Annotated in this window: 16 protein-coding genes and 2 pseudogenes; 5 read left to right on the top strand and 13 right to left on the bottom strand. The window is 68.1% G+C overall.

The window, feature by feature from the left end; translation table 11 throughout:
* The 3 genes and pseudogenes from cas1e to ACGFI1_RS11515 all read left to right on the top strand — a co-directional run bounded on the left by cas1e (nt 1) and on the right by ACGFI1_RS11515 (nt 2,538).
* Nucleotides 1-955 (top strand): annotated as a pseudogene (gene cas1e, locus ACGFI1_RS11525) (type I-E CRISPR-associated endonuclease Cas1e).
* A pseudogene (gene cas2e, locus ACGFI1_RS11520) lies at nt 952-1,301 on the top strand (type I-E CRISPR-associated endoribonuclease Cas2e). The pseudogenes cas1e and cas2e overlap by 4 nt, the downstream one beginning before the upstream one ends.
* A gap of 118 nt (nt 1,302-1,419) precedes the next feature.
* On the top strand, nt 1,420-2,538 hold the full coding sequence (locus ACGFI1_RS11515) for an IS630 family transposase (protein ID WP_386877192.1): 1,119 nt from the start codon (nt 1,420-1,422) through the stop codon (nt 2,536-2,538).
* A gap of 2,267 nt (nt 2,539-4,805) precedes the next feature.
* Here ACGFI1_RS11515 and ACGFI1_RS11510 read toward each other — a convergent pair.
* Complete coding sequence (locus ACGFI1_RS11510; protein ID WP_392784870.1) at nt 4,806-5,405, bottom strand: hypothetical protein; 600 nt, start codon at nt 5,403-5,405, stop codon at nt 4,806-4,808.
* Nucleotides 5,406-5,513: 108 nt separating this feature from the next.
* A complete protein-coding gene (locus ACGFI1_RS11505) occupies nt 5,514-6,233 on the bottom strand; it encodes an ATP-binding protein (protein ID WP_392784868.1) in 720 nt (239 codons plus the stop codon).
* 820 nt (nt 6,234-7,053) lie between these two features.
* On the opposite strand from ACGFI1_RS11505, the gene ACGFI1_RS11500 reads away from it, so the two are divergent.
* Both ACGFI1_RS11500 and ACGFI1_RS11495 read left to right on the top strand, forming a co-directional pair.
* The gene (locus tag ACGFI1_RS11500) at nt 7,054-7,920 is read left to right on the top strand and encodes a helix-turn-helix domain-containing protein (RefSeq protein WP_392784866.1); all 867 of its coding nucleotides are present in this window, start codon (nt 7,054-7,056) and stop codon (nt 7,918-7,920) included.
* On the top strand, nt 7,917-8,114 hold the full coding sequence (locus ACGFI1_RS11495) for a DUF397 domain-containing protein (RefSeq protein ID WP_392784864.1): 198 nt from the start codon (nt 7,917-7,919) through the stop codon (nt 8,112-8,114). Before ACGFI1_RS11500 ends, ACGFI1_RS11495 begins: the two co-directional genes overlap by 4 nt.
* A 204-nt stretch (nt 8,115-8,318) precedes the next feature.
* Here ACGFI1_RS11495 and ACGFI1_RS11490 read toward each other — a convergent pair whose 3' ends face one another.
* The 11 genes from ACGFI1_RS11490 to ACGFI1_RS11440 all read right to left on the bottom strand — a co-directional run bounded on the left by ACGFI1_RS11490 (nt 8,319) and on the right by ACGFI1_RS11440 (nt 20,441).
* Nucleotides 8,319-8,600: a superinfection immunity protein gene (locus ACGFI1_RS11490; RefSeq protein WP_392784863.1), complete on the bottom strand. Its 282-nt coding sequence runs from the start codon at nt 8,598-8,600 to the stop codon at nt 8,319-8,321.
* Nucleotides 8,601-8,619: 19 nt separating this feature from the next.
* Entirely contained in the window at nt 8,620-9,501 is an 882-nt protein-coding gene (locus ACGFI1_RS11485; protein ID WP_392784862.1) for a hypothetical protein, read from the bottom strand.
* Nucleotides 9,498-11,498, bottom strand: a complete 2,001-nt coding sequence (locus ACGFI1_RS11480) for a toprim domain-containing protein (protein WP_392784860.1) — start codon at nt 11,496-11,498, stop codon at nt 9,498-9,500. Before ACGFI1_RS11480 ends, ACGFI1_RS11485 begins: the two co-directional genes overlap by 4 nt.
* Entirely contained in the window at nt 11,495-12,412 is a 918-nt protein-coding gene (locus ACGFI1_RS11475) for a DUF2637 domain-containing protein (protein ID WP_392784858.1), read from the bottom strand. The genes ACGFI1_RS11480 and ACGFI1_RS11475 overlap by 4 nt, the downstream gene beginning before the upstream one ends.
* The gene (locus ACGFI1_RS11470; protein WP_392784856.1) at nt 12,409-12,702 is read right to left on the bottom strand and encodes a hypothetical protein; all 294 of its coding nucleotides are present in this window, start codon (nt 12,700-12,702) and stop codon (nt 12,409-12,411) included. The genes ACGFI1_RS11475 and ACGFI1_RS11470 overlap by 4 nt, the downstream gene beginning before the upstream one ends.
* A gap of 132 nt (nt 12,703-12,834) precedes the next feature.
* Nucleotides 12,835-14,628, bottom strand: coding sequence for a relaxase/mobilization nuclease domain-containing protein (locus ACGFI1_RS11465; protein ID WP_392784854.1), 1,794 nt, complete (start codon nt 14,626-14,628; stop codon nt 12,835-12,837).
* Nucleotides 14,629-14,643: 15 nt separating this feature from the next.
* On the bottom strand, nt 14,644-14,976 hold the full coding sequence (locus ACGFI1_RS11460) for a hypothetical protein (RefSeq protein WP_392784853.1): 333 nt from the start codon (nt 14,974-14,976) through the stop codon (nt 14,644-14,646).
* A gap of 512 nt (nt 14,977-15,488) precedes the next feature.
* A complete protein-coding gene (locus tag ACGFI1_RS11455) occupies nt 15,489-16,052 on the bottom strand; it encodes a hypothetical protein (RefSeq protein ID WP_392784851.1) in 564 nt (187 codons plus the stop codon).
* Nucleotides 16,053-16,281: 229 nt separating this feature from the next.
* Nucleotides 16,282-17,529, bottom strand: coding sequence for an MFS transporter (locus ACGFI1_RS11450; RefSeq protein WP_392784849.1), 1,248 nt, complete (start codon nt 17,527-17,529; stop codon nt 16,282-16,284).
* A gap of 74 nt (nt 17,530-17,603) precedes the next feature.
* Complete coding sequence (locus tag ACGFI1_RS11445) at nt 17,604-19,412, bottom strand: S9 family peptidase (protein WP_392784847.1); 1,809 nt, start codon at nt 19,410-19,412, stop codon at nt 17,604-17,606.
* A gap of 27 nt (nt 19,413-19,439) precedes the next feature.
* Nucleotides 19,440-20,441: a helix-turn-helix transcriptional regulator gene (locus ACGFI1_RS11440; RefSeq protein WP_392784845.1), complete on the bottom strand. Its 1,002-nt coding sequence runs from the start codon at nt 20,439-20,441 to the stop codon at nt 19,440-19,442.
* Nucleotides 20,442-20,662: the final 221 nt, after the last annotated feature.

Genomic DNA, 20,662 nt, shown 5'->3' with positions numbered 1-20,662 from the left:
ATGTCGACCGTCGGCAAGCGAGGTGCGTCCTCACCCCGGGAACTCACCCGGATGAGCGACCGGCTGTCCTTCATCTATCTCGAACGCTGCACCCTGCACCGCGAAGACAACGCCATCACCGCCGAGGTCGCGGACGGCATCACCCATATCCCGTCCGCGACCATCGGCACGCTCCTGCTCGGCCCCGGAACCCGCGTCACGCACCAGGCCATGAGCGGGCTGGGCGACAGCGGCGCCGGGGTCGTCTGGGTCGGCGAGCAAGGGGTCCGGTTCTACTCCGGCGGCCGATCCCTCAACCGCTCCTCCGCCCTGGTCGAAGCCCAGGCCACCGCATGGGCCAACCGCCGCAGCCGCCTGGACGTCGCCCGCGCCATGTACCGGATGCGCTTCCCCGGCGAAGACCCGTCCGGCCTCAGCCGCCACGAACTCCTCGGCCGCGAGGGGCGGCGCGTCAAGGAGCGCTACCGCTACGAGGCTGCCCGAGTCGGCCTGACCTGGAACGGCAGGCAATACGTCCCTGGCGACTTCGACTCGGGTGACGCCGCCAACCAAGCAGTCACAGCCGCCGCACAGTGCATGTACGGCATCGCCCAGACCACCGTCGCGGCGCTCGGCTGCTCCCCCGGCCTTGGATTCATCCACTCCGGGCACGAACTCGCCTTCGTCCTGGACATCGCCGACCTCTACAAGACCGAGATCGCCATCCCCGTCGCCTTCGAGACCGCCGCCGAAAGCCCAGAAGACATCGGCTCCCGCACCCGCCGAGCCATCCGGGACCGCGTCAACGAGGTCGGCCTGCTCCGTCGCTGCGTCCACGACATCAAGCGGCTCCTTCTCCCCGACGACGCGACCGGTGATCCGACCGCCGATGAGACTGACCAGGTCACGCTGCAGAGCGACCACGGGCATGAAAATCGAATCCGGACGCAACTACGCCGAAGACGTGTACTGGTGACCATCATCATCCTCACCAACTGCCCCGCCGGCCTGCGCGGATTCCTCACCCGATGGATGATGGAAATCTCGCCCGGCGTCTTCATCGGCGGCCCGTCCGCCCGAATCAGGCAAGCCCTCTGGGACGAAGTGCATCAGTACGCCGACACCGGCCGCGCGCTGCTCGCCTACAGCACGAACAACGAGCAGGGCTTCACTTCGAAACCCGCGACCACAAATGGCAGCCCATCGACCATGACGGCCTCACGCTGATCCGCCGCCCCAAGGCGAAGCCAGTCGTCTCCTCGAAACCCCCACCATCCGGCTGGAGCAAAGCCTCCAAACGCCGCCGCTATGGCAAGCGCTAGTGCGGTGACCACAAACGTTCACCGGGTTGCGTGACACGCCGGGCAGGGTCCGGGACGGGCAGGTTGATCGGCTTCACCCTCGATGACGACAGGTCGTTATCGATGGAGGGGCGGGCTGGTGGCAGAGCCGGTCAGGGCACGGCGGTTGACCGAGGACGAGGGGCGCCGGCTGCAGCAGATCATCCGGCGGGGCAAACACGAGTCGATCCGGGTCCGCCGGGCGATGATCGTCCAGGCGTCGGCGGCGGGAACCCCGGCCCCGGCGATCGCCCGCCTGGTCGCCGCGCACGAGGACACCGTCCGGGACGTGATCCACGACTTCAACCAGCGGGGACTGGCCTGCCTGGACCCTAACTGGGCGGGAGGCCGTCCCCGCCTGATCAGCGATGATGACATCGCGTTCATCATCGAGACGGCCCGAACGCGCCCGGCCAAGCTCGGGCGCCCGTTCACCTGCTGGAGCGTCCGCAAACTCGCCGACCACCTCGCCGACCACAGCGAACGGAAGATCCAGATCGGGCGTGAGCGGCTGCGGCAACTCCTGCACGCCCATGGGGTCACCTTCCAGCGCACCCGCACCTGGAAGACCTCCAACGACCCCGACTTCGACACCAAGCTCGACCGCATCGAGGCGGTCACGACCCGCTTCACCGACCGCTGTTTCGCCTTCGACCAGTTCGGGCCACTGTCGATCAGGCCCTGCCACGGCACCGGCTGGGCCGAGCAGGGGCGCCCGGACCGGCTGCCGGGGACCTACCGCCGCACCCACGGCGTCCGGTACTTCCACGGCTGCTACTCACTCGGCGATGACACCCTGTGGGGCGTCACCCGCCGCGGCAAGAGCGGCGCCAACACCCTGGCGGCGCTGAAGTCGATCCGCGCCGCCCGCCCGGACGGCGCCCCGATCTACGTCATCCTGGACAATCTCTCGGCGAACAAGACCCCGCAGATCAGAGCGTGGGCGGCCCGCAACAACGTCGAGCTGTGCCTCACCCCCACCTACGCCTCGTGGGCCAACCCGATCGAGGCGCAGTTCGGCCCACTGCGCACCTTCGTCATGGGCAACTCCAACCATCCCAACCACACCGTGCTGGCGTGGGAGATCCAGGCCTACCTGCGCTGGCACAACGCCAACGCCCGCCACCCCGACGTGCTGGCCGCCCAACGCCGCGAACGCGCCCGCGTCCGCAGCGAACGCCAGCAACGCTGGGGACGCCCCCGCCCCAAGGCCGCCTGACCAGACCCGGTAAACGTTCGTGGTCACCGCACTAGCCGATGCCCGAAATGCCGGATTCTCACAAAGTGCTTCTAAACAGCACCGACGGCTGATAAACCTGCAGGTCAGCAAGAGTGCTCCCCGCGCACGCGGGGATGGTCCCAACTCCAAGTCGGCGTGGCGCAGAGACCGCAGGTGCTCCCCGCGCACGCGGGGATGGTCCCAGCCACGTCGCCGCCGACGCCACGGCGGACCCGTGCTCCCCGCGCACGCGGGGATGGTCCCCAGGGCCTCGCGGGCAAGAGCCATTCGTCGTGGTGCTCCCCGCGCACGCGGGGATGGTCCCGTCTCAGTGGATCACACTGTACCCGCCACTGGGTGCTCCCCGCGCACGCGGGGATGGTCCCTTCACGTCGTCGGGGTCGTTGAGCCCGAAGCAGTGCTCCCCGCGCACGCGGGGATGGTCCCGAGTTCCCGGTCGCCGTCCAGCGGCGACAGGTGTGCTCCCCGCGCACGCGGGGATGGTCCCTCCGATCTGAGAAGGGCGAACTCGGTCGGCGTGTGCTCCCCGCGCACGCGGGGATGGTCCCCGCAGCGTGAGCGCGCCGTTGGCTCCGGCGGTGTGCTCCCCGCGCACGCGGGGATGGTCCCGTGTGGGTACAGATGGAGTTGCGAACCCTCATGTGCTCCCCGCGCACGCGGGGAGCGTCCCTCCTCTACCTCGCGGCCCGTCACCAGGTCGTAGTGCTCCCCGCGCACGCGGGGATGGTCCCGTCTGCAGCGGCAGCGACGCGATCGAGTCGGCGTGCTCCCCGCGCACGCGGGGATGGTCCCCGGGATACGACTGCCGTTGGAAGGGCCAGGCAGTGCTCCCCGCGCACGCGGGGATGGTCCCTTGATCGCCGGGGCAAGGAAGGACAGGTGGAAGTGCTCCCCGCGCACGCGGGGATGGTCCCAGCACGGGTACCGGGCGCCGGAGCCGGGCCCGGTGCTCCCCGCGCACGCGGGGATGGTCCCAACGTCAAGTACAACCGGTGGCTCGGGAAGATGTGCTCCCTGCGCACGCGGGGATGGTCCCTATGAGGGCGAGTTCCGGGCCGAGGGCGACGTGTGCTCCCCGCGCACGCGGGGATGGTCCCTTCGCAGCCCACGCGTCGAGATAGTCCTGCCAGTGCTCCCCGCGCACGCGGGGATGGTCCCGCGTCGTCCATGAGGAGGGCGACTTCGCCGTCGTGCTCCCCGCGCACGCGGGGATGGTCCCGCCCACCGCAGCGCGAGCGTGTTCAGCCGGTCGTGCTCCCCGCGCACGCGGGGATGGTCCCTCGATGAAGTAGGTGGCGTTCGCGGCGAGCGTGTGCTCCCCGCGCACGCGGGGATGGTCCCTCGCCCGTCAGGCACTCGCCGGACTCGTGCAGGTGCTCCCCGCGCACGCGGGGATGGTCCCGGGGGCTCCAGCACCGCGCGGGGGTGTGCACCAGTGCTCCCCGCGCACGCGGGGATGGTCCCGTTCCGCCGGTGCCGGAGCCGGAGGAGGAGGAGTGCTCCCCGCGCACGCGGGGATGGTCCCGGCACCCGGACCCCGTCGCGGCGGAGCAACCCTCCGCATGCGCGGGAAGCACGCACTGAAGCAGTTGATCAGGCTCAACTGGCCGGGACCCCGCGTACGCGGGGTCCCGCCTCCGAGAGCGCAGGGACGGGGTGGGGTAGGACCACCCCGCGTGCGCGCGGAACACTCAACGGTCCGTAGTGGCGCTTTGACGGTGACGGGACATTCCCCGCATGCGCGGGGAGCACATGACGTCGTAGAGCGTCCACCCGCTGGTCTCGGGACCATCCCTGCGCGCGGGAGCACGTGCTGACCTACCGCGACCGCTGGGCCGACATGGGACCATCCCCGCGTGCGCGGGGAGCACGCTGTTCGTGGAGAGGATCGAGAGTTGAGCCTGGGACCATCCCCGCGTGCGCGGGGAGCACCGCTCGCCCATCTTGTGGACCTGCGTGCCCCGGGGACCATCCCCGCGTGCGCGGGGAGCACGCCAGGTCGGTGGTGTACCGCTGCGTGGTGACGGGACCATCCCCGCGTGCGCGGGGAGCACACTCGCTGACCTGGGAGGTTAGACAGCACGAAGGCGGTTTGGAGCACTTTCGCAGATTCAGACGAATCGGACAGAGACGGTGGGCGGCGCTGGTCCTTCGTTCTGGATCCCTGCCGAGCCGTTGATCTCATCCCCGGCTCGGGGGCGCGGGCAACTCGCGCAATGGTATCCGTGCCGCGGCGAGCACGTTTGTCATCGGGAGTGGTTGTCGAAGCTTATGGGTGTCTGGCGCTTGTAACTGCGGTAGTGCCTGGCTAGGACTTCCAGGCGAAGCAACGGCCAGAGGGTTGCAGCGCCGGTGGCCTTGTCAATGACCAGGGTGGTCGGAGTCTCGATAGTGGGAATAGATGGCGGCTCGGGAACGGACGCCACGATTGGTATGGCCCGGTAACCCTCCTCGAATTCCTCGATGTGAACCAAGATCGAGTCCTCATGGTGGTGGGCGAAGTGAAGGCGTGCGCGACGCCAGGCCTCGGCGGCGTCGAGGGGCGTCGAGGGCTGCCAAGCCGGCGGAGATGTGAAGCGACTGTCGGTAGTGGAGGTCTCTTCCTCCCGACAGCCGCGCGTGGTGAACGGGTCTGCGGTTCTGAGCATCATGCTCAGGGTTTGCGTGGTGATGAAGACCAGGTCGCGGGCTCTGCGTAGGAAGTCGAGGGTGTGGTCGTCGAGGTGGCCGGCCGCCGGTTGAGCGAGGAGGCTCTCGATGACATCGGGGTCGGCTCGTTCCGCGAGCCTTCGGATGTTCTCGACGCCTTGGAGGAGGTGGGCGAGGCGGTCTGTGGCAGCGTGCACGGAGATCTGTCCTGTTGGGTTGCGACGACGGCCGGGGACGCGGTGGACGGGAGGTGGCGCACCGCGTCCCCGGGCACGGAGGCCCGGCTGGGCTGCCGGGACGGGTTGTCAGGTCGAGGTCCTCGATGCGTGTGATTCGTGGTGGTTGACGATGCGTTCGGCAGTCTCTTGTAGGTCGATCAGCGGCTGGCGGGTGTAGCCCTGGCCGTCACGCCAGCAGAACGCCTTCGGCTCTACCCAGACGTGCAAGGTCCCTGCGGTGATGACGGAGATGCCTTTGTCGTCACTGCGGCACGTGGTGGGGATTCCGCGGGCCGCGAGAGCCTCGGAGAGCCTGTTCGCTGCGGAGCGCGGGGCGATGACGCGGTCTGCGGCCGACCATGGTGCCGGCAGCGCGAGAGTGAACCAGACTCGCTTGCCTGTCGATAGGGCCAGTCGGGAGCGAGTGAAGCTCGTACCAGTGCGGGTGGCCAAGGCCACGACAATGGACAAGCCCTTGCCGTGCTCGTCGAGCAGGTCAGCGTGCGTGATGCTCGGCCAGCTGTTGCGGTGGCCGTCGAAGACCGAGATGACGAGTTCGAGGCTAGGGCGGGTGCGGGCCCACATCCACAGCTCGGGCCGCGTCATCGAGGACGCGTGCGTGAGCGCGTTGGTCGCCAGCTCGGACACCGCGAGCTTGGCGTCGTCGACCTGGTCGACGGCGAAGCCCAGCTGGCGCATGGTGGAGGAGACGGCTGAGCGGGCGTGAGAGGCGGCACTCGGGTCACCCGGGAGTTGGAAGACGCAGGCTCCACCGGCGGGGACTGCGGCGGGGTCGACGGTTAGCACCGGCCGCTCCTCCTCAACGCCCGTGGCCGGGAGTGGCGGCTCCGACACCTGCCGCGTCCACGGGAGGTTCCCCGGGGGGACGAGAGTGGCGTGGCTCGGCGGGGGTTGAGCGTGGAGGAGTTCCGGTGCGCCGCGGCGGGTGGAGGCGGCTGCAGCCGGTAGTCCTGTGGTGTGCGCAGCTCGTTGGAGTCGAGTCGCTGACTCAGGTCTTCGGCCGTGGCGCCTTCGAGCAGTCGGCTCGCGCCGTCCTCGGTACGGATCAGGGCCCAGTAGCTTCCCGTGAAATCGCCGAACCAGATCGTGGCGCGAGGGAACCGACTGCCGAGGTCGGCGATGGCCCGGTCGGGGTCGACGCCGCTTGACTCCCAAGGTGCCGGGGTCATGGTCGGGGGTGGCGGTTTCTGGACTCGCTCTCGTCTGTGGTGGGGAGCGCGCTGTGCGACGGGTGACATCGCCTGGATGGGAGGTGGGTTCGTACGATCATGCATGGGTCGGAACTCCTGCTTCCGATCAAGGTCCCGGCCGGTGTTGGCGCACCGCGTCCGGGGCCGCTTCTTCTTCCAGGGGCCTTTGACTGGGTTGCGGATGAGAGCGCCGAGTAGGGGCTGATCAAGTGCCACTTCGTGGCTCTCAGCGCTCAAGCGAACACAGCTCAGCATGCACCGCGTATCTGTGCCGCACAAGTGTGCCGAAGGAAATGACAACGATATCTGCCGCTCTGTCTGATATGTCTGGACGGGTGAGGGTGGGACGCGATGTCCTTGCCGACGAGCGAGAGTTGTGCGGAGTAATTTGTGCCGAGCATGGGAGGGGGATTTCGATGCCGCAACCTCGAGTCACGACGGTCCGGATGCGCCGGCTCGGTTCGGAGCTCCGCAAGCTGAGGGACAACGCCGGCTACACGATCGAGCAGGTCGCCGAGCACCTGGAGTGCTCGCCTTCACGGGTGAGTCGCATCGAGACGGGCAAGGCTCAACCGCCCAAGCAGCGGGAGATCCGCGACCTGCTGGAGTTGTTCGGCGCGACGGACGACCGCGTCCGGGATGCTCTTCTACGACTGGCCAGGGAGGCGGCGCAGCCGGGCTGGTACAGCGAGTTCGAGGACGTCTTCCCGCCCCACTTCGGCTCCTACATCGGGCTGGAGAGTGAGGCCGCCGAGCTGCGGCACTTCGACAACCAGCTCGTCCACGGGCTGCTGCAGACCCCTGAGTACGCGCGTGAGGTGCTGCGTGCGACGTTGCCCGCCGAGGCGCCCAAGACGATCGACCGCCTGCTGGAACTCCGCCTCGCCCGGCAGCAGATCCTCGATCGGGCGGCCCCGCAGTTCTCGCTGTGGGTGATCTTGGATGAGAACGTGCTGCGCAGGACGATCGGAGACGCTCGGGTGATGCGCGAGCAGGTTCGGCGACTACTCGAAGCGATCGACGCTCCCAATATCACCGTGCAGGTTCTACCCTTCGGTAAGGGTGCACACGTTGGGCTCGACGGGCCGTTCTCACTGCTCGGTTTCCCCGATCCCACCGACCCGGACGTCGTGTATGTCGAAAGCCAGGCCGGCAACGCCTACCTGGAGCAACCGCACCAGGTGAGCCGCATGAACACCAAGTTCAACCTGCTGGTGGCTTCGGCACTCGACCCCCGCGAGACGGCGTCCTTCCTTCGCGGTATCGAAGAGGAGATGGAATGACCGACCCCTCCCCCTTGAAGTGGCGCAAGGCGACGGCCAGCCAGGGAAGCCAGGGCTGCGTCGAACTGGCCCCGCTCTCAGGGTTGATCGCAGCGCGCGACTCCAAAGACCCGGAGGGCCCCATGCTCATGTTCCGCCGCGATCAGTGGCGTCGCCTGGCCGAGCGGGCGCGCGGCGGGGAGCTCGACCTCTGACGGCGAGGTGCGGAGCCGCAGTCGATTGCGATTGATCGTTCAGGCTCTCCGGACGATCTGTCCGACTGCGCGGCCGAAGAGGGGGCGCAGTTGACGATGGGCGGGGTTCATCGCATCGGCCGCGTAGGTCGAGGTGCCCGGGAGCGGGACTTCAGTCGGATCGTCTGACACTTCGGGCCGGACGGTTCACCGGCGTTCGTGGCATCACGCATACGGCCCTCGCTGGTGGGAGTGACCCCAGGACTGATGCAGTCTCGGCAGAGGGCTGCGGGGTCCGCGCGGATGCCGACGGGGCCATGCGATGGCGGCGATCAGTGCGATGGGCCAGCCGAAAACGGTGGCAGCACAGATCAGGTTGACCAGGATGATGTAGCCAATGTCGTCTGCCCCGCGCGCGAGCGCGATGAGCGTCGGCAGCACCGCGAGGATGGCAAGGATGCCGATCAGTGCGAGGCAGAAGAACGGGCTGTGCTGGACGGCGGTCATCTTCGTCGTGGCCTTTCGTTTAGAGGTTGCGTCGGCGGTTCCGGTCGGGGACCTTGGGCGACGTCCGGCGTTGAGTCGGTACTTCAGAGAACCTGCTCGCGCTCATCTCCAGCGCCTCGTTGATGGGGATCGGAAAGTCGTCGGCAGCCCGTTCGACGTCTCGGGTGGGTCGCTGACGAGGGCCCTCCGGGACGGCTTTGGCGATGATGCTCTCGGGCAGGTTCGTGGTGACTTCGAGGACCATCCGCAACTCTTCGGGCTGCGGTTCCCGTCCCTGAGCGCGGAGCTTGGTCCGTAGCTCATCCGCGATGAGAGTCGCGCGGTGTTCTTGGCGGACCTCTTCCCACTCGCCGCGGTCGGGGCCGTGGACACGCGCGGCCCACTCGGTACCGGTGCCCTCGTGCAGTTCAGCAGATGCGGGTGCCGGGTCACCGGTCCTGACGTCGGGGTCTCGGGCGAAGAAGGGCATGGCCTGCTTCATCGCTTGAAGGGCGTCCGCCCCTTCGGCGCGGAATCGGTCGTAGTGCGTCATCGCGTGTGGATGGAGGCGGCGGAGCTGCTCTTCGCATTTGCGGACGGCAAGGGCAGCTGATGCGTTGCCATCGGCGTACGGGACGGCGGCTCCCCACGCTTCGGCGACGTCCAACAGGGTTGCTTGGCGAAGCCATTTGCGGTCGTGGGCGCGTCCCCACCGCGAGCGGGCTTCCGCCAGTGCCGCTCGCCGCAGCTGGGCTTGGGCTCGGTCGACCTTCTCCTCCTGGGCCCGACGGGCGGCCTTGGAGCGGCTTCGGCGTTGGGCGAGGCTTTGCTGCACTCCGACGGCTGCGGACACGATCTGGACGAAGCGCTGCCCGCTGTGCTGGAGGCCTTCGGTGATCGGGTCCGGGTATTGCTGGCTCATGGCGTCCTCCGATGCTGGTCAGGACTGTTGGGGCGGGCTCTGTCACGAGAGGTGGTGAGCTCGGAGGCCCGCTGCCCGGAGGCAGGGAGCGGGGGTAACGAGACGTCCGGTGCCGGATCCGGGCTGATCGCTGAGGCGACGAGGGAGGTGATCTCGGTCGGGTCCATGCCGGTACTGGCGGCGACGCGGGTGACCTGGCGGGCGATCTGGTCGGGCTGGAGTTCGGCGATCAGCGCGGCGGCCGCTCTGGCGGCGGTGATCCGTGATTCGACGAACTCCAGCGCTCCCCCGGACCTCTGAATTCTCTCATCTACCAGCAGGTCAGCGAGGGGAATCACAGAAAGTAGCGAGTCGCGGACACTGGGGCCTCCCGTGCTGGAGAGGAGTTCAGCCGGGTCTTGCCCCTCGGGGAGGACGGCCGCGTCGACTGGCCCGGCGACCTCGCGGAGTGTGCGCCATGCCCTGATGGCTCCGGCTCGTCCAGCGGGATCGCCGTCGAGCGCGATGACCAGCCCGGACTCCGCGAGGTCGACCTGGACGCCGATCGCTTCGATGTGGGAGGAGGTGATCGCTGTCCCGCAAGGTGCGACGGCAGCGTAGGTGTCAGGGAGGGTTGCGTTGACGGCGATCGCGTCGAGGGGCCCTTCGACCAGCAATGGCCGTACGGCTCGCGCGAGTTGAGGGCCCGCTTCGTGGAGTCCGTAGAGGATCTCGCCCTTGTGGAAGAGCTCTGTCTCGGGCGTGTTGAGGTACTTCGGACCAGGGGCATCGTCGCGGCGGCGGCCGATGAAGCCGACGATCTTTCCGTCCTGGTCGCGGAGCGGGAACACGACCCGGCTCCGGAAGAGGTCGAAGAATTCTCCGTTCCTCCCCGGCTTGGCCAGACCGGCTTCGATGAGTGTCTCGTCTCGATGACCGCGATCGCGTAGGTGCCGGAGCAATGGCTGGCGACCGCTGGGCGCATGGCCTATCTCCCAGTGCTCCTGCATGGCCCGGGTGAAGCCGCGGCGTGAGAGGTACCGGGCTCCCCAGCTTCCAGGCAGATTCCGCCGATAGAAGTGATGCGCGTCCGCGAGGGCACCATGGAGATGCGATGCCGCGACGTGTCGCCGCACGGTCCTGACTGTGGAGGGCTCGCCTCTGGGTGACGCGACTCGCTCGGGGGTGGCCGCAGCGGAGGCGGGCGCCGGACGGCTACTGCTCGCGGCGGCTTCTGCGAGGCGGCGTCTGATCCTCGCGCTCGTCCGAACGACCTGGTCTCCGACTGCGCGGACTGCGGCTGCCGCATCTACACGAGCGTCATTGCCCGCCCATTGCTGCGGTGACAGGAACGACGAGCTCGCGGTCTTCAGTCCGAGTTCGTTCAGGACTAGGTAGGCGACCGAGTCCGCCATGACACGACGCGCACCATGGCACGAAGCAGCGTGGGTGCTGACCGTGTCGATGTTTCCGCTAGGCCGCAGCGCGTGGGCGAGCTGGTGAGCGAGCAACGACGCAGCTGCCGTATCGTCCAGCTCCGGAGAGACGGGGATTCGCCGGTCCGGACGTCCGAGGTAAGTCCAGCCTTGTCCGCGGTCAAGGTAGAAGCCGAGGTCGGCGGCGAGTCGGGAGAGCCGTTGCAGTCCCTCGGCCGGGGTGCATTCGCTGATCTCGATCGCCTGGCCATCGGTCTGCTCGACGTCGAAGACGGTGCGCGGCTTGCCACGCGTGGAGAGGATGCGGATACCGGATTCGCCGCGGCGGACCTGTCGCCCCTGCTTCTGCCATGCGTCGTACGAGCGGACGTCGGTCGCCGAGGCACGCTGGGCCGGTATCAGCAGCGTGTTGGTGAATCCGTACCGTCCATGCTTGCCGGCGTGCTCCAGCCAGGTCCTCCATGGCAGGCGCCCGTCGGCGAGGGCGGCGACGGCATGACCGGCTATCCCCTGGAGGACGGCGAGCCGACGCTGCTGATCCTCTGCCTGAGCAAGGTCTGGGTGCTCGGACGACGCTGTCATGACGAGTCTCGCCTGGCCGACTCTTCACGAACGGCGGCGATCATCTCAGCGAGCCGGTAGTTGGCGATCGCGAAGCCGCGCTCGCGCAGGCGGTGGCCGAGCCGGTCCCGGCTGAACTGGCCGCCTTCACGTTCCACTTCGCGGTGGAGTTGCCGCGCGATGGCCATCATCTGATCGTCCTGCCGCGTCTCCTCGGGAGGGTCCAAGTTCGCGACCGGCGGGGGCGGAGGCTGAGCGGGCAGGCGGTTGAGGGCAAGCCGGTCGGCCAGCGGGGACCGCCAGCGCCACGACCATCTGCCGTAGTCCTGCTGGAGTTGAGAGACGGCAAGCAGGTGGCGATGCTCCAGGTCGAGGCCTTGCCGGTATTCGGTGATGTGCCAGAGGATCATGCGGCGCCACAGCAGCAGGCTGGAGATGGGCGCGAGGAGCCATCGGGTGGTCGGAATCCGTTCGATGCGGCTGGTGGAGGTGAGTCCGACCCATCGGCGGATCAGGTGACGGACACCTTCGACCACCGTGATGAACAGAACGGGCATGGCCGCGTTCATGACGCTTCCGGCCAGGCTCCCGTGCGCAGCAGACACGTTCACGAGGACGGTCCCGGCGATGTAGACCCAGGCGACCCAACGCAGCACCGGCCACGGTAGGTCCAGGTACTCCATCAGCAGATCCCAGGCGAGCAGGATCAAGATGCCGACGTCCATGCCGACCGGGACGATCCACGCCAGGTTGCCGAAGTGCGGCTCGGCCATCTGCCGGAGAGTGGTGAACGATCCAAGCCCGCCGAGGACCGCGAGCGCCGCGATGAGTGGGGCGACCCCGGCGGTCACCCACTTCACAGCTGAGGGCTGCGGCATCCGGCGCTCGCCGCTCCTCGGCTTGGCTGCTGCCTGACGTTGGTCGGAGCTGGTCACCGGGTACGCCTCTCCGCCATCCAGAACAGCAGCCGGGCGACGTACCGCGCCTCATCGGTGGTGCCGAGCAGCCGACCGTGAGCGGTGACGTAGGCGTAGACACCGTCGGCACCGGCGCACAGAACGGTTTCGGACCAGCCGTTGTGGCGGATGTGCAGGCGCCAGCGTCCGTTGCGCGGTTTGCGGGCTCGGACGCCGACGCCGATGCGCCGCAGCTCGTAGTGGAGCCGGAGGAGGCGGGCACGCCGTTCCGCCAGCTCGGTCTGTGTAGTGGTCCCCTGCACGGTCATCGCTCCCCCGGTGTCGTCAGCCGATGGACCGGCACGTCCATCAACTAAAGTCCTTGATCAGGAAGATGCATCACACTGAGAGGTCGGTCAACTACAGAATGCAACACGGCGTGTTGTTGCCTAAGAACGTCATCACGTTGTGCGGCGACGGGTCGTAGAGGGAGGCCATGCGTTGCGAGACGGGCTGGTTGGAACCGCGCTCGGGGAAGGAGCCCATGGGCTCGGGAATCCCGCCATGGCCAGACGAACCTGCGACGGCATCGGCTGTTCCTGCCGTGGAGGCCCGGGATGCCAGCCTTCGGCGGCCCGCGCGTCCTCGAGGTGCCGACACGCGCGGCGTGCGGCATCGGCCTGCGCCTGACGCTGCTGGAGCAGGCGGAGCTGCGTGATCGTCTCCAGCAGAGTGACCAGGCGGCTGACCAGGATGAGGATGGATACCGTTGCGCGGTCTTGAACTCCCGCCAGTGCCAGCAGGCGGGCCGTAGTGCGAAGGGCGTTCCCCGCCGAGGTCGGACGCGGGATCCGGCCATAAGGAGTTCGCGCCGCGCGATCGTAAGCGTCGGCAGCACGACGCAGGTGCCGATTGCCGGTGACCTTGCCGGCCACGTGCAGTGCATCCGATGCCGCCCAGCACGCGTCGGCGGCCGAATGGAGGTCGGTGGCCAGGTGCCGACGGATTTGGGACGTCGCGTAGGCGGCGGCCCGGGCTGCATCGCCGTAGAACGCCTGACGCTCCTCATGCGTCAAGTCGTCCTCCATCGCAGCCTCGATCGGGGTCAGGCCGTCCCATCGTCTTCGAAGGCTCGGCAAGGTGAGGTCGTCTGCGAGTTGGCCGCCGGTGCACCAGGAGGGGTCGGGCGAGTCGGGCAGCGCGACGGCGTAGCCGGTCACTTCCCCAGGGTTGACTCTGCTGAATCGCAGCCGAAGCAGCAGACCTTCCTGTTCAAGGCGGCCGAGGAAGTCGGCGGCCGTCCGCGTGTCGTCCGCCGCGCGGCGGACGACCGTCCGCAAGACCGCCCGAGCCGTCCGCTCTGACAGATGCCGTCCGGACAGCGGACGAGCCCCCGGACGACCGACGCTCTCCTGGGCCCAACGGCGCCGCAGTTTAGGCAAGGTCAGGTCAGCGGCCAGCTTCCCGCCGCCGAACCAGACCGGCCGTCCGGACGGGCCCGCATCAACGGGAAGTGCGACGGCATAACCGGTGACCTGTCCCGCGTACTGGGCGCTGTAGCGCTTGCGTACCAGAACGCCTTCAGCGCCTAACGCAGCGAAGAATCCGGCCTCCGTCCGGGCCCCCGCCGCAGCTACGGCGACATGCCGCCGCAACACGCTGCGGGCCGACTCTTCCCGTCCGGCGCAGGCGGCCTTTTCGGTCTCGGCACGTTTGGGTCGCCGCGCCGCCGTCCGGTCCGCCGGGGCTGTGGACCGCAGTCCGAACCGCCGCTCCACCGCCCGGCACGCGTCCCGAATCCGGTACCCGTCGTTCCACACCTCCGGCCGCACCCCATCCGCGCGCGCCAGCGTGGCCACGATGTGGATGTGGTCATCTGCATGCCGGACGGCGATCCAGCGGACGGCGTCCTCGTCGTCACCCGAGGCCAGCCCGGTCCGCGACATCACCTCCTGCGCGACCTGTGCCCACTGGGCATCACTGAGGAGCGGGTCCTCCGGCGCCGCCCGGACGGACACATGCCACACCGGCTTGCGGTAGTTCCGCTCCCCCAGCAGAGCAAGCGGCTGCGTCAGCAGACCGTCCAGGCGACGAAAGTCCCGACGGCCGTCGGCCCGCAACGCCGGCTCCAGCTCGGCCGGACTCCGAAACCCCGCCACGATATGGGGATCGCGGTGCTCCTCACATCGTCCGGGCCCATACAGGTACCGGACCAGCCCCTGCACGCGCTTGCCCCGCACCGCCTTCCCGATCAACGCACGCCGACCGCGCTAGGGAAGGCGTCGACGCAGCTCGTCAGCGAGGTCGTCCAGCTTCTCGACCGTCCGCGCCGCCGCCTCCGCATACCACTGCAACTGCGGCGGGAGCTCGTCGGAGTGCAGTGCCGCAACCGTCTGGTTGAGGTTCACCCCGATCCGCCGGGCCTGGCCCGCCGCATGCATGACCGTCGCGAGCATCTCCCGCAATTCGACGTACTGAGGCCGCTCAATGCCGCGCGCCGCAGCCAGCAGCACCTGAGCCGCCCAGGCACCCGTCGCCAGCCGATCCCGTCCCGCAGCCGCTACCAGCGCTGCATGCTCGTCATCGGACAACGCGACGAACAACGCCCGACCGCGCCGCGGCGTACGGTGCGCCCTTCGGTTTCGTATGGTCGCCTTCTTGGGCGCCGGGCTACCTGCGTCCTCTGTCATCGGCCTCCGCCCGGATCGCGCTCGATCCGCTCCCGGCATGTGGACCGCGCTCGGTCCACACACCAAATCCTTAGGATTTCCATTTCTTGCTCCGCGCCAGCCGGGCCCGGCGGACGGCTCATGCCGCGACTCGGTAATGGCGGACGATGGGCGGGCCTCAAGCATCATCGGGATCACGGAGCCCCTCACGTTCGACCGCCGCTTCCGTCCGTGGCGTTATGGAGTCGGCCATTCCAACTGCGACCAGGAGAACTCGCAGACCCCGTCATGCTTCCTCGGCAACAACTCGCTCACGCTGGCAGGCCGAGGCTCTGGTAGGACCCGGCCGGAGGAAACGCCGCGCCGGACTCGGCACCAGAAGGGCCTGGCGCGCCATGCCGATGGCGACGCCTACCCCCGCTCCCATGGTCCGGCGCGACGTCTACTCACCGGCCGCGGCGTGGATGTGGAGGTTGTGGTGGCGAGCGAAGCTCTGGAGGCACATCCACGGCCGGGTCCGGGCTCGGGAGAACCTCACTGATCGTTTTGGGGAAGTCCTCGGCTGCGGGGCCTACCTGGGCGTCCTCCCGCTCGGCCAGGTTCGCCGTTGCGTGCTGGTCAAGGGACGGCTCTTTGTCGGCGTCCAGGGCATGGATGGGCGCGAGCGCGCTTGCCGCTCGCCGGAAGCCGTCGCCGAGATCGGCCGCCTGCTCGGCGGCACGCGCCAGTGCGTTGTGCACCGCCGTCACGGCGGGGACGAGGTCGTCGCCCTGGTCGTGGCCGAGCCGCCCGGCGTCCAGTTCCCGCGTCAGGAACACATCGATCTGCTCGGCCGTCTGCGCCATCCGGAAGGACGTCTGGGCCAGGTTCCCGAGCACCGTGTACGCGGCGGCCGGCTCGGTGAGTCCCGGCGGGCCCTGCGTCAGATGGTTGAGGGATCGGACGCGCTCATGCAGCTCGCCGGCGAGCCGCTCGATGTGCTCGTCGGTAGGGGTCTCGTGATCGTTCACGTGAGGTGATCTCCAAGGTCGCAATGGGTTCGGCCATGCATCACTCCTCTCATTGACGGCACTCACTACACACAGGGCTTCGAAGCTGCCCACACATCACCCTGTCAACTAAAAGCAACAAGCACCAGCTTCATCGGCGGCGTGTCAGAGCTTCTGGCTCGCCGCAACATCACCGCCGTGCCCGCCAGCGGAGAGCGTCCACGCGATGGCGATTACCTGTTGCGGTTCGTCATGAAGGCACCGGGACATCCTCGGCTGCCTTGGACATGGTCAGCGGGACGCGCGGAACGGTCCGGAGGATGACCAGCGAGCACGCCACAGCGAGAACGGTGAGGGCACCCGCGCCGAGCACGGTGGCCTGGGGCCCGAGGCCATTGACCAGGGGGCCGGCGGTCAGGACGGTCACCGGCATCAGCACGTAGCTGGCGATGATGTTCCAACTGTTCACCCGCACCAGCACCTCGGGGGCGAAAGTGTTCTGCAGGGCAGTTGTCCAGAGCACGTAATAGATCGCAGTGCAGGCGCCCGGGATGAGGGTCGCCACCGCGAGGACGATCCAGGGCGCCTGAACTCCCATGAGGAACATGGGGATCGCTCCGGCAGCCGGTAGAGCCGCTGCGGATAGGACCAGTCGGGACGGCCTCCAGCGGATACCGATGAAGGCGCCTGCGAGTGCGCCGACGTATTCGCAGGCGGTGACGATCCCCCATGCACGTGCGCCGCCGTGACCGTCGTCCATGTAGATCGGGCCGGCGATGTCGGTGTAGCAGACCATAGCGATGATCACTGCGGTGTACTGCAGCGTCATGATCCAGACCCAGCGATGGGCCGCGAACTCTCGCCAGCCCGCACGGAGTTCGCGGAAGAAGTCGGGGTTCTCGGCTCGCCAGTTGGGAGTCCGCAGGCGGCATAGGGCGAGCGCGCCGACCGCGCACAGAAGGCCGCGGGTGGAGGCGGCCCAGCCGGGACCGACCACGCTGACGACCAGTCCTGATGCCGAGAAGCCGATCAGCAGGCCGATCGAATCAGTTTGTTTGATGAGAGCATTTCCTGCGAGTCGACTGTTTCCCGCGAGGAGATCGGCGATGATGCCGCGTATCGTCGGCAGAAACATCGCCGTGGCAATGCCCGACAAGGTCGCGAGAGCGCAGAGCAGCGGCAGCGGGGCCTGTCTGGTCCAGAAGCACACTGCGAATGCCAGCCACGCGACACTGGTGAGGATCTCTGCCGCTAGCAGCACATGGTGGCGTCGGAAGCGGTCTCCGGCTACGCCGCACAGGACGATCAGCAGGGCGGGGACCGAGTTGCAGGCCAGCACGATCGACAGGCCGCCTGGTCCGTAGCCGAGGTCCATCACGCCCCAGGCCAGGGCGAGTTGCCCGAAGCCGGCGCCCGCGCTGGAGACCAGTCGCGCGATGAACAGCGGCGCGGTCTCGGGGTTCTTGAAGAGGCTCAGAGGCGAGAGGAATTTGAGCACCGTCGCAACCTAGTGTCCGGCGCACTGAGAGTTGCGCACCCTTTTTCTTTCCTTACCCTAACCAGGGACTGCCCTTACTTCGAACGGCTTTGAGTGAGTAGGTGGTCGCGAAGGAATTGTGCGATCTGTTCGTGGGCGCGGAGTTCGTTCTTGCGGCTGGTGAAGCCGTGGCCTTCGTCGGGGAAGACGTCGTAGCGGACGTCGACGCCCCGATCGCGTAGACGCGTGACGAGTTGGTCGGACTCGGCGCGTGGGACGCGCGGGTCGCGGGCTCCTTGCAGGACGAACAGCGGGGCCTTGATGGCGTCGGCGTAGGTGACGGGTGAGCGTTGGGTGAGGTACTCGGCGTCGGTGTCTGGGTCACCGAGGACGGCGGAGACGAAGTGCTTCCAGGTCGGTGGACATGCTCGCGCCAGAGTGACCAGGTTCGTGGGGCCGCACATGGAGACGCCGGCGGCCCATGGATAGGGAAGGCGCGCCAGGCAGGAGAGGGCGGCGAAGCCTCCGTACGAGCCGCCCATGACGGCGATGCGGTCGCCGTCGATACCTGGAGTGGAGCGCAGGTGGCGGGCGGCGTGATCGAGGTCGTCCAGGTCGCAGCCGCCCCAGTTGCGGTAGATGAGCTTCTGGTGGGCGGCTCCGTAGCCGGTGGAGCCGGCGATATTGGGGGCGAAGACCGCGATGCCCTGGTCGAGCAGATGCTGGTAGAGACCCGAACGCAGGTAGGCGGGGCGTTCTTGGGCCTCGGGCCCTCCGTGGATGGACAGCAGGACCGGGTGCGGGCCGGGCGTAGGCGGCCGGTAGAGCAGAGCATGGATGCTGCGTCCGGCCGATGCGGGATAGATGACCGATTCAGGCTCGACGGGCTCGACCATGTGAAGCGCCGGCGGGCGGACGTCGGTGAGGTACCGGAAGCCGTTCGCCGCGTCCAGGACGGCGATCTCGGTGGGACGGGTGGCTGTGTCGAGCAGCATGACGACCGGGTCGGCACCGGGTGCGAGCGCGAGTGCTCTAGCGACACCGGCCGGAACGTCAGGCAGCGTCTGGACGGTGCCGTCATGGCGGACATGGAGAAGGGAGCGTCCGTCGACATTGACCGACCACAGCAGGGTGTCATCGGCGGCCTCGATGGCTTCGACGTCCCACTCGTGGGTCGAGATGGGTTCGAGGGTCTGGTCGTCCAGGCGGTATCGGGCAGCCGCGATGTATTCGCCCCACACGTTCGTACGCAGGTAGAAGCCGGAGGAGTCGGCCATCCACGGTCCTGGTTCAAAGAGCCCGTCGCCGTGAGCCGCGGTGACGCATTCCGGCTCTGCGGTGGAGTCCTGCAGGTCGATCAGGTAGGCGGCGACCTCGGTGTTGGATCGAAATCCTGCGGTGAGCAGCCATCGCCCGTCCGGGGAGATGCCCGTCGGCTCGAACACCACCCCTGGCGGCGGTGTGATGCGCCACTCGGAGTCATCGGCCGAGTCGCGGACGAGAACGTCCTGGACGGTCGCGTCTCGGTCGTTGGCCGCGTAGGCCAGATACCGGCCGTCGGCGTCAAAGGGGGATGTCGCCAATATCCGCTGGCAGTCGGGGCCGGAACTGATCTCGGTCGGGCTGTCGTCCTCCAAGCCGATCCGGTAGAGCCGGTACTGCTCGTCGCCCTCGCGGTCGGCAGTGAACACCAGGCTCTTGCCATCCGATGCCCAGGCGATCTGCCGGACGGCCTGATCGGCGAGATCGGTGAGCCTGCGCGGCTCACCGCCGGCGACGGAGATGATCCACAGGTCGAACCGTCCGCCGGCGTTACTGGAGTACGCCACCGTCTTGGCGTCCGGTGACAGGGCGAGCGTGGGCTGGAAACTCTGCCGAGGGACGAAGTCCCGGTAGTCAGGCATGCACGCCTCTCCGATGAGGTCAGGGGGTTAAGGGATCCAGCCGCGCCGCACAGCAGCAGCTCCGGCGGCGAAGTGGTGGTGGTCGAAGCCGAGCTTCTCCCGGATGGCGGCCGAGTGCCGGCGCACCGTGGAGACGCTCACGCCGACTCGCTTGGCGATGCTCGCCTCAGTGAGTCCCTCTGCGAGCATGCTCAAGACCAGCTGCTCCCGCGGCTTGAGCGGGCTCTCAGGATTTGCGGCGCCGAAGGGGATCGCACGCTCCCACAGCAGCTCGAAGTACTCGCGCAGCGCCGCGACGATGACCGACGAGCGGATGAGCAGGGCGCCCGACATCCCGGTGGGCGTGAGCGGAAGCATGGCGATCGCCTCGTCGGCCAGCTTCATCTTCATGCCGATCTTCGGCAGCAACCGGGCCTCTTCGCCGGCTTCGACGGCGATCTCGATCGTCCTGACGCCGACGGGGTGTTCGGCGCAGCTCGTCTCGTACAGGGCCCGGCACCTGACGTGGCCCTCGAAGGACGGAGGAGGCGGAACGGCGGTCAACTCGTCCATCGGCCGCTCGACGGACTGGTTGTCCATTGTCATCCAGTCGTGCCGCGCGGCCGTGATCAGCGAACGCGACACGTTCCCGATCTCCTCACGATCGGTGATGATCCGCACCAGCCGGTCGCTCGACTCGTCCACCATCGGGCTGGCCCAAGGATGCGTCTCAGCCATCCGCCGCTGCCCCGCCAGGAGCCGCTCCTGGTCGGCCACCAGCTTGCGTGTCAGCTCAGCGAGCGTGCCCTGCAGGGCCAGGTCCGGCGGGACGGGCGCGAGCCGTGTCGGCAGCGCCGGCCCGGACGATTGGACGTGCGCCATTCCCGCATCGATCAACGCCTCGACCTGCTCGGCACCGCCCAGCAGATCAGCCGCCTCACCTTGCAGACACCCGCCCTGCCCCAGCAGCCCGGTATACGCCACCAGCAGTTCATCGGGAACGATGTCCTTCAGCAGCCGTACAGCCGCCTCCTTGACCTTAACGACCATCACCACCTCCGAACACAGAGAGTAGCGACCAGAGGCGTAAGAGTTACATGACCAGGCGGGTGAGTGTTTCACCTCAATGAGCAGAAGTGATCATCACCCTCAGCACTCGCCAAGGCCCCGCTACGGCATCGAGCCGACAGCTCCCCTGCCATCCCATCGACAGCCTGCAAAGTTGATCACTTGTGCCCAGGGCGAGTTTTGCTCACCCGCCCCACACGACG

The organism is Actinomadura geliboluensis (assembly GCF_043197915.1).
Classification (GTDB): Bacteria; Actinomycetota; Actinomycetes; order Streptosporangiales; family Streptosporangiaceae; genus Spirillospora; species Spirillospora geliboluensis.
This window is presented reverse-complemented; position numbering and strand designations above follow the sequence as displayed.

Bases quoted from the DNA above. Each gene is read 5' to 3' on its own strand.
- ACGFI1_RS11490 (WP_392784863.1), bottom strand. From the start codon at position 8,600: ATGACCGCCGTCCAGCACAGCCCGTTCTTCTGCCTCGCACTGATCGGC.
- ACGFI1_RS11445 (WP_392784847.1), bottom strand. From the start codon at position 19,412: ATGCCTGACTACCGGGACTTCGTCCCTCGGCAGAGTTTCCAGCCCACG.
- ACGFI1_RS11495 (WP_392784864.1), top strand. From the start codon at position 7,917: ATGACCGACCCCTCCCCCTTGAAGTGGCGCAAGGCGACGGCCAGCCAG.
- ACGFI1_RS11440 (WP_392784845.1), bottom strand. From the start codon at position 20,441: ATGGTCGTTAAGGTCAAGGAGGCGGCTGTACGGCTGCTGAAGGACATC.
- ACGFI1_RS11480 (WP_392784860.1), bottom strand. From the start codon at position 11,498: ATGACAGCGTCGTCCGAGCACCCAGACCTTGCTCAGGCAGAGGATCAG.
- ACGFI1_RS11500 (WP_392784866.1), top strand. From the start codon at position 7,054: ATGCCGCAACCTCGAGTCACGACGGTCCGGATGCGCCGGCTCGGTTCG.
- ACGFI1_RS11485 (WP_392784862.1), bottom strand. From the start codon at position 9,501: ATGAGCCAGCAATACCCGGACCCGATCACCGAAGGCCTCCAGCACAGC.
- ACGFI1_RS11470 (WP_392784856.1), bottom strand. From the start codon at position 12,702: ATGACCGTGCAGGGGACCACTACACAGACCGAGCTGGCGGAACGGCGT.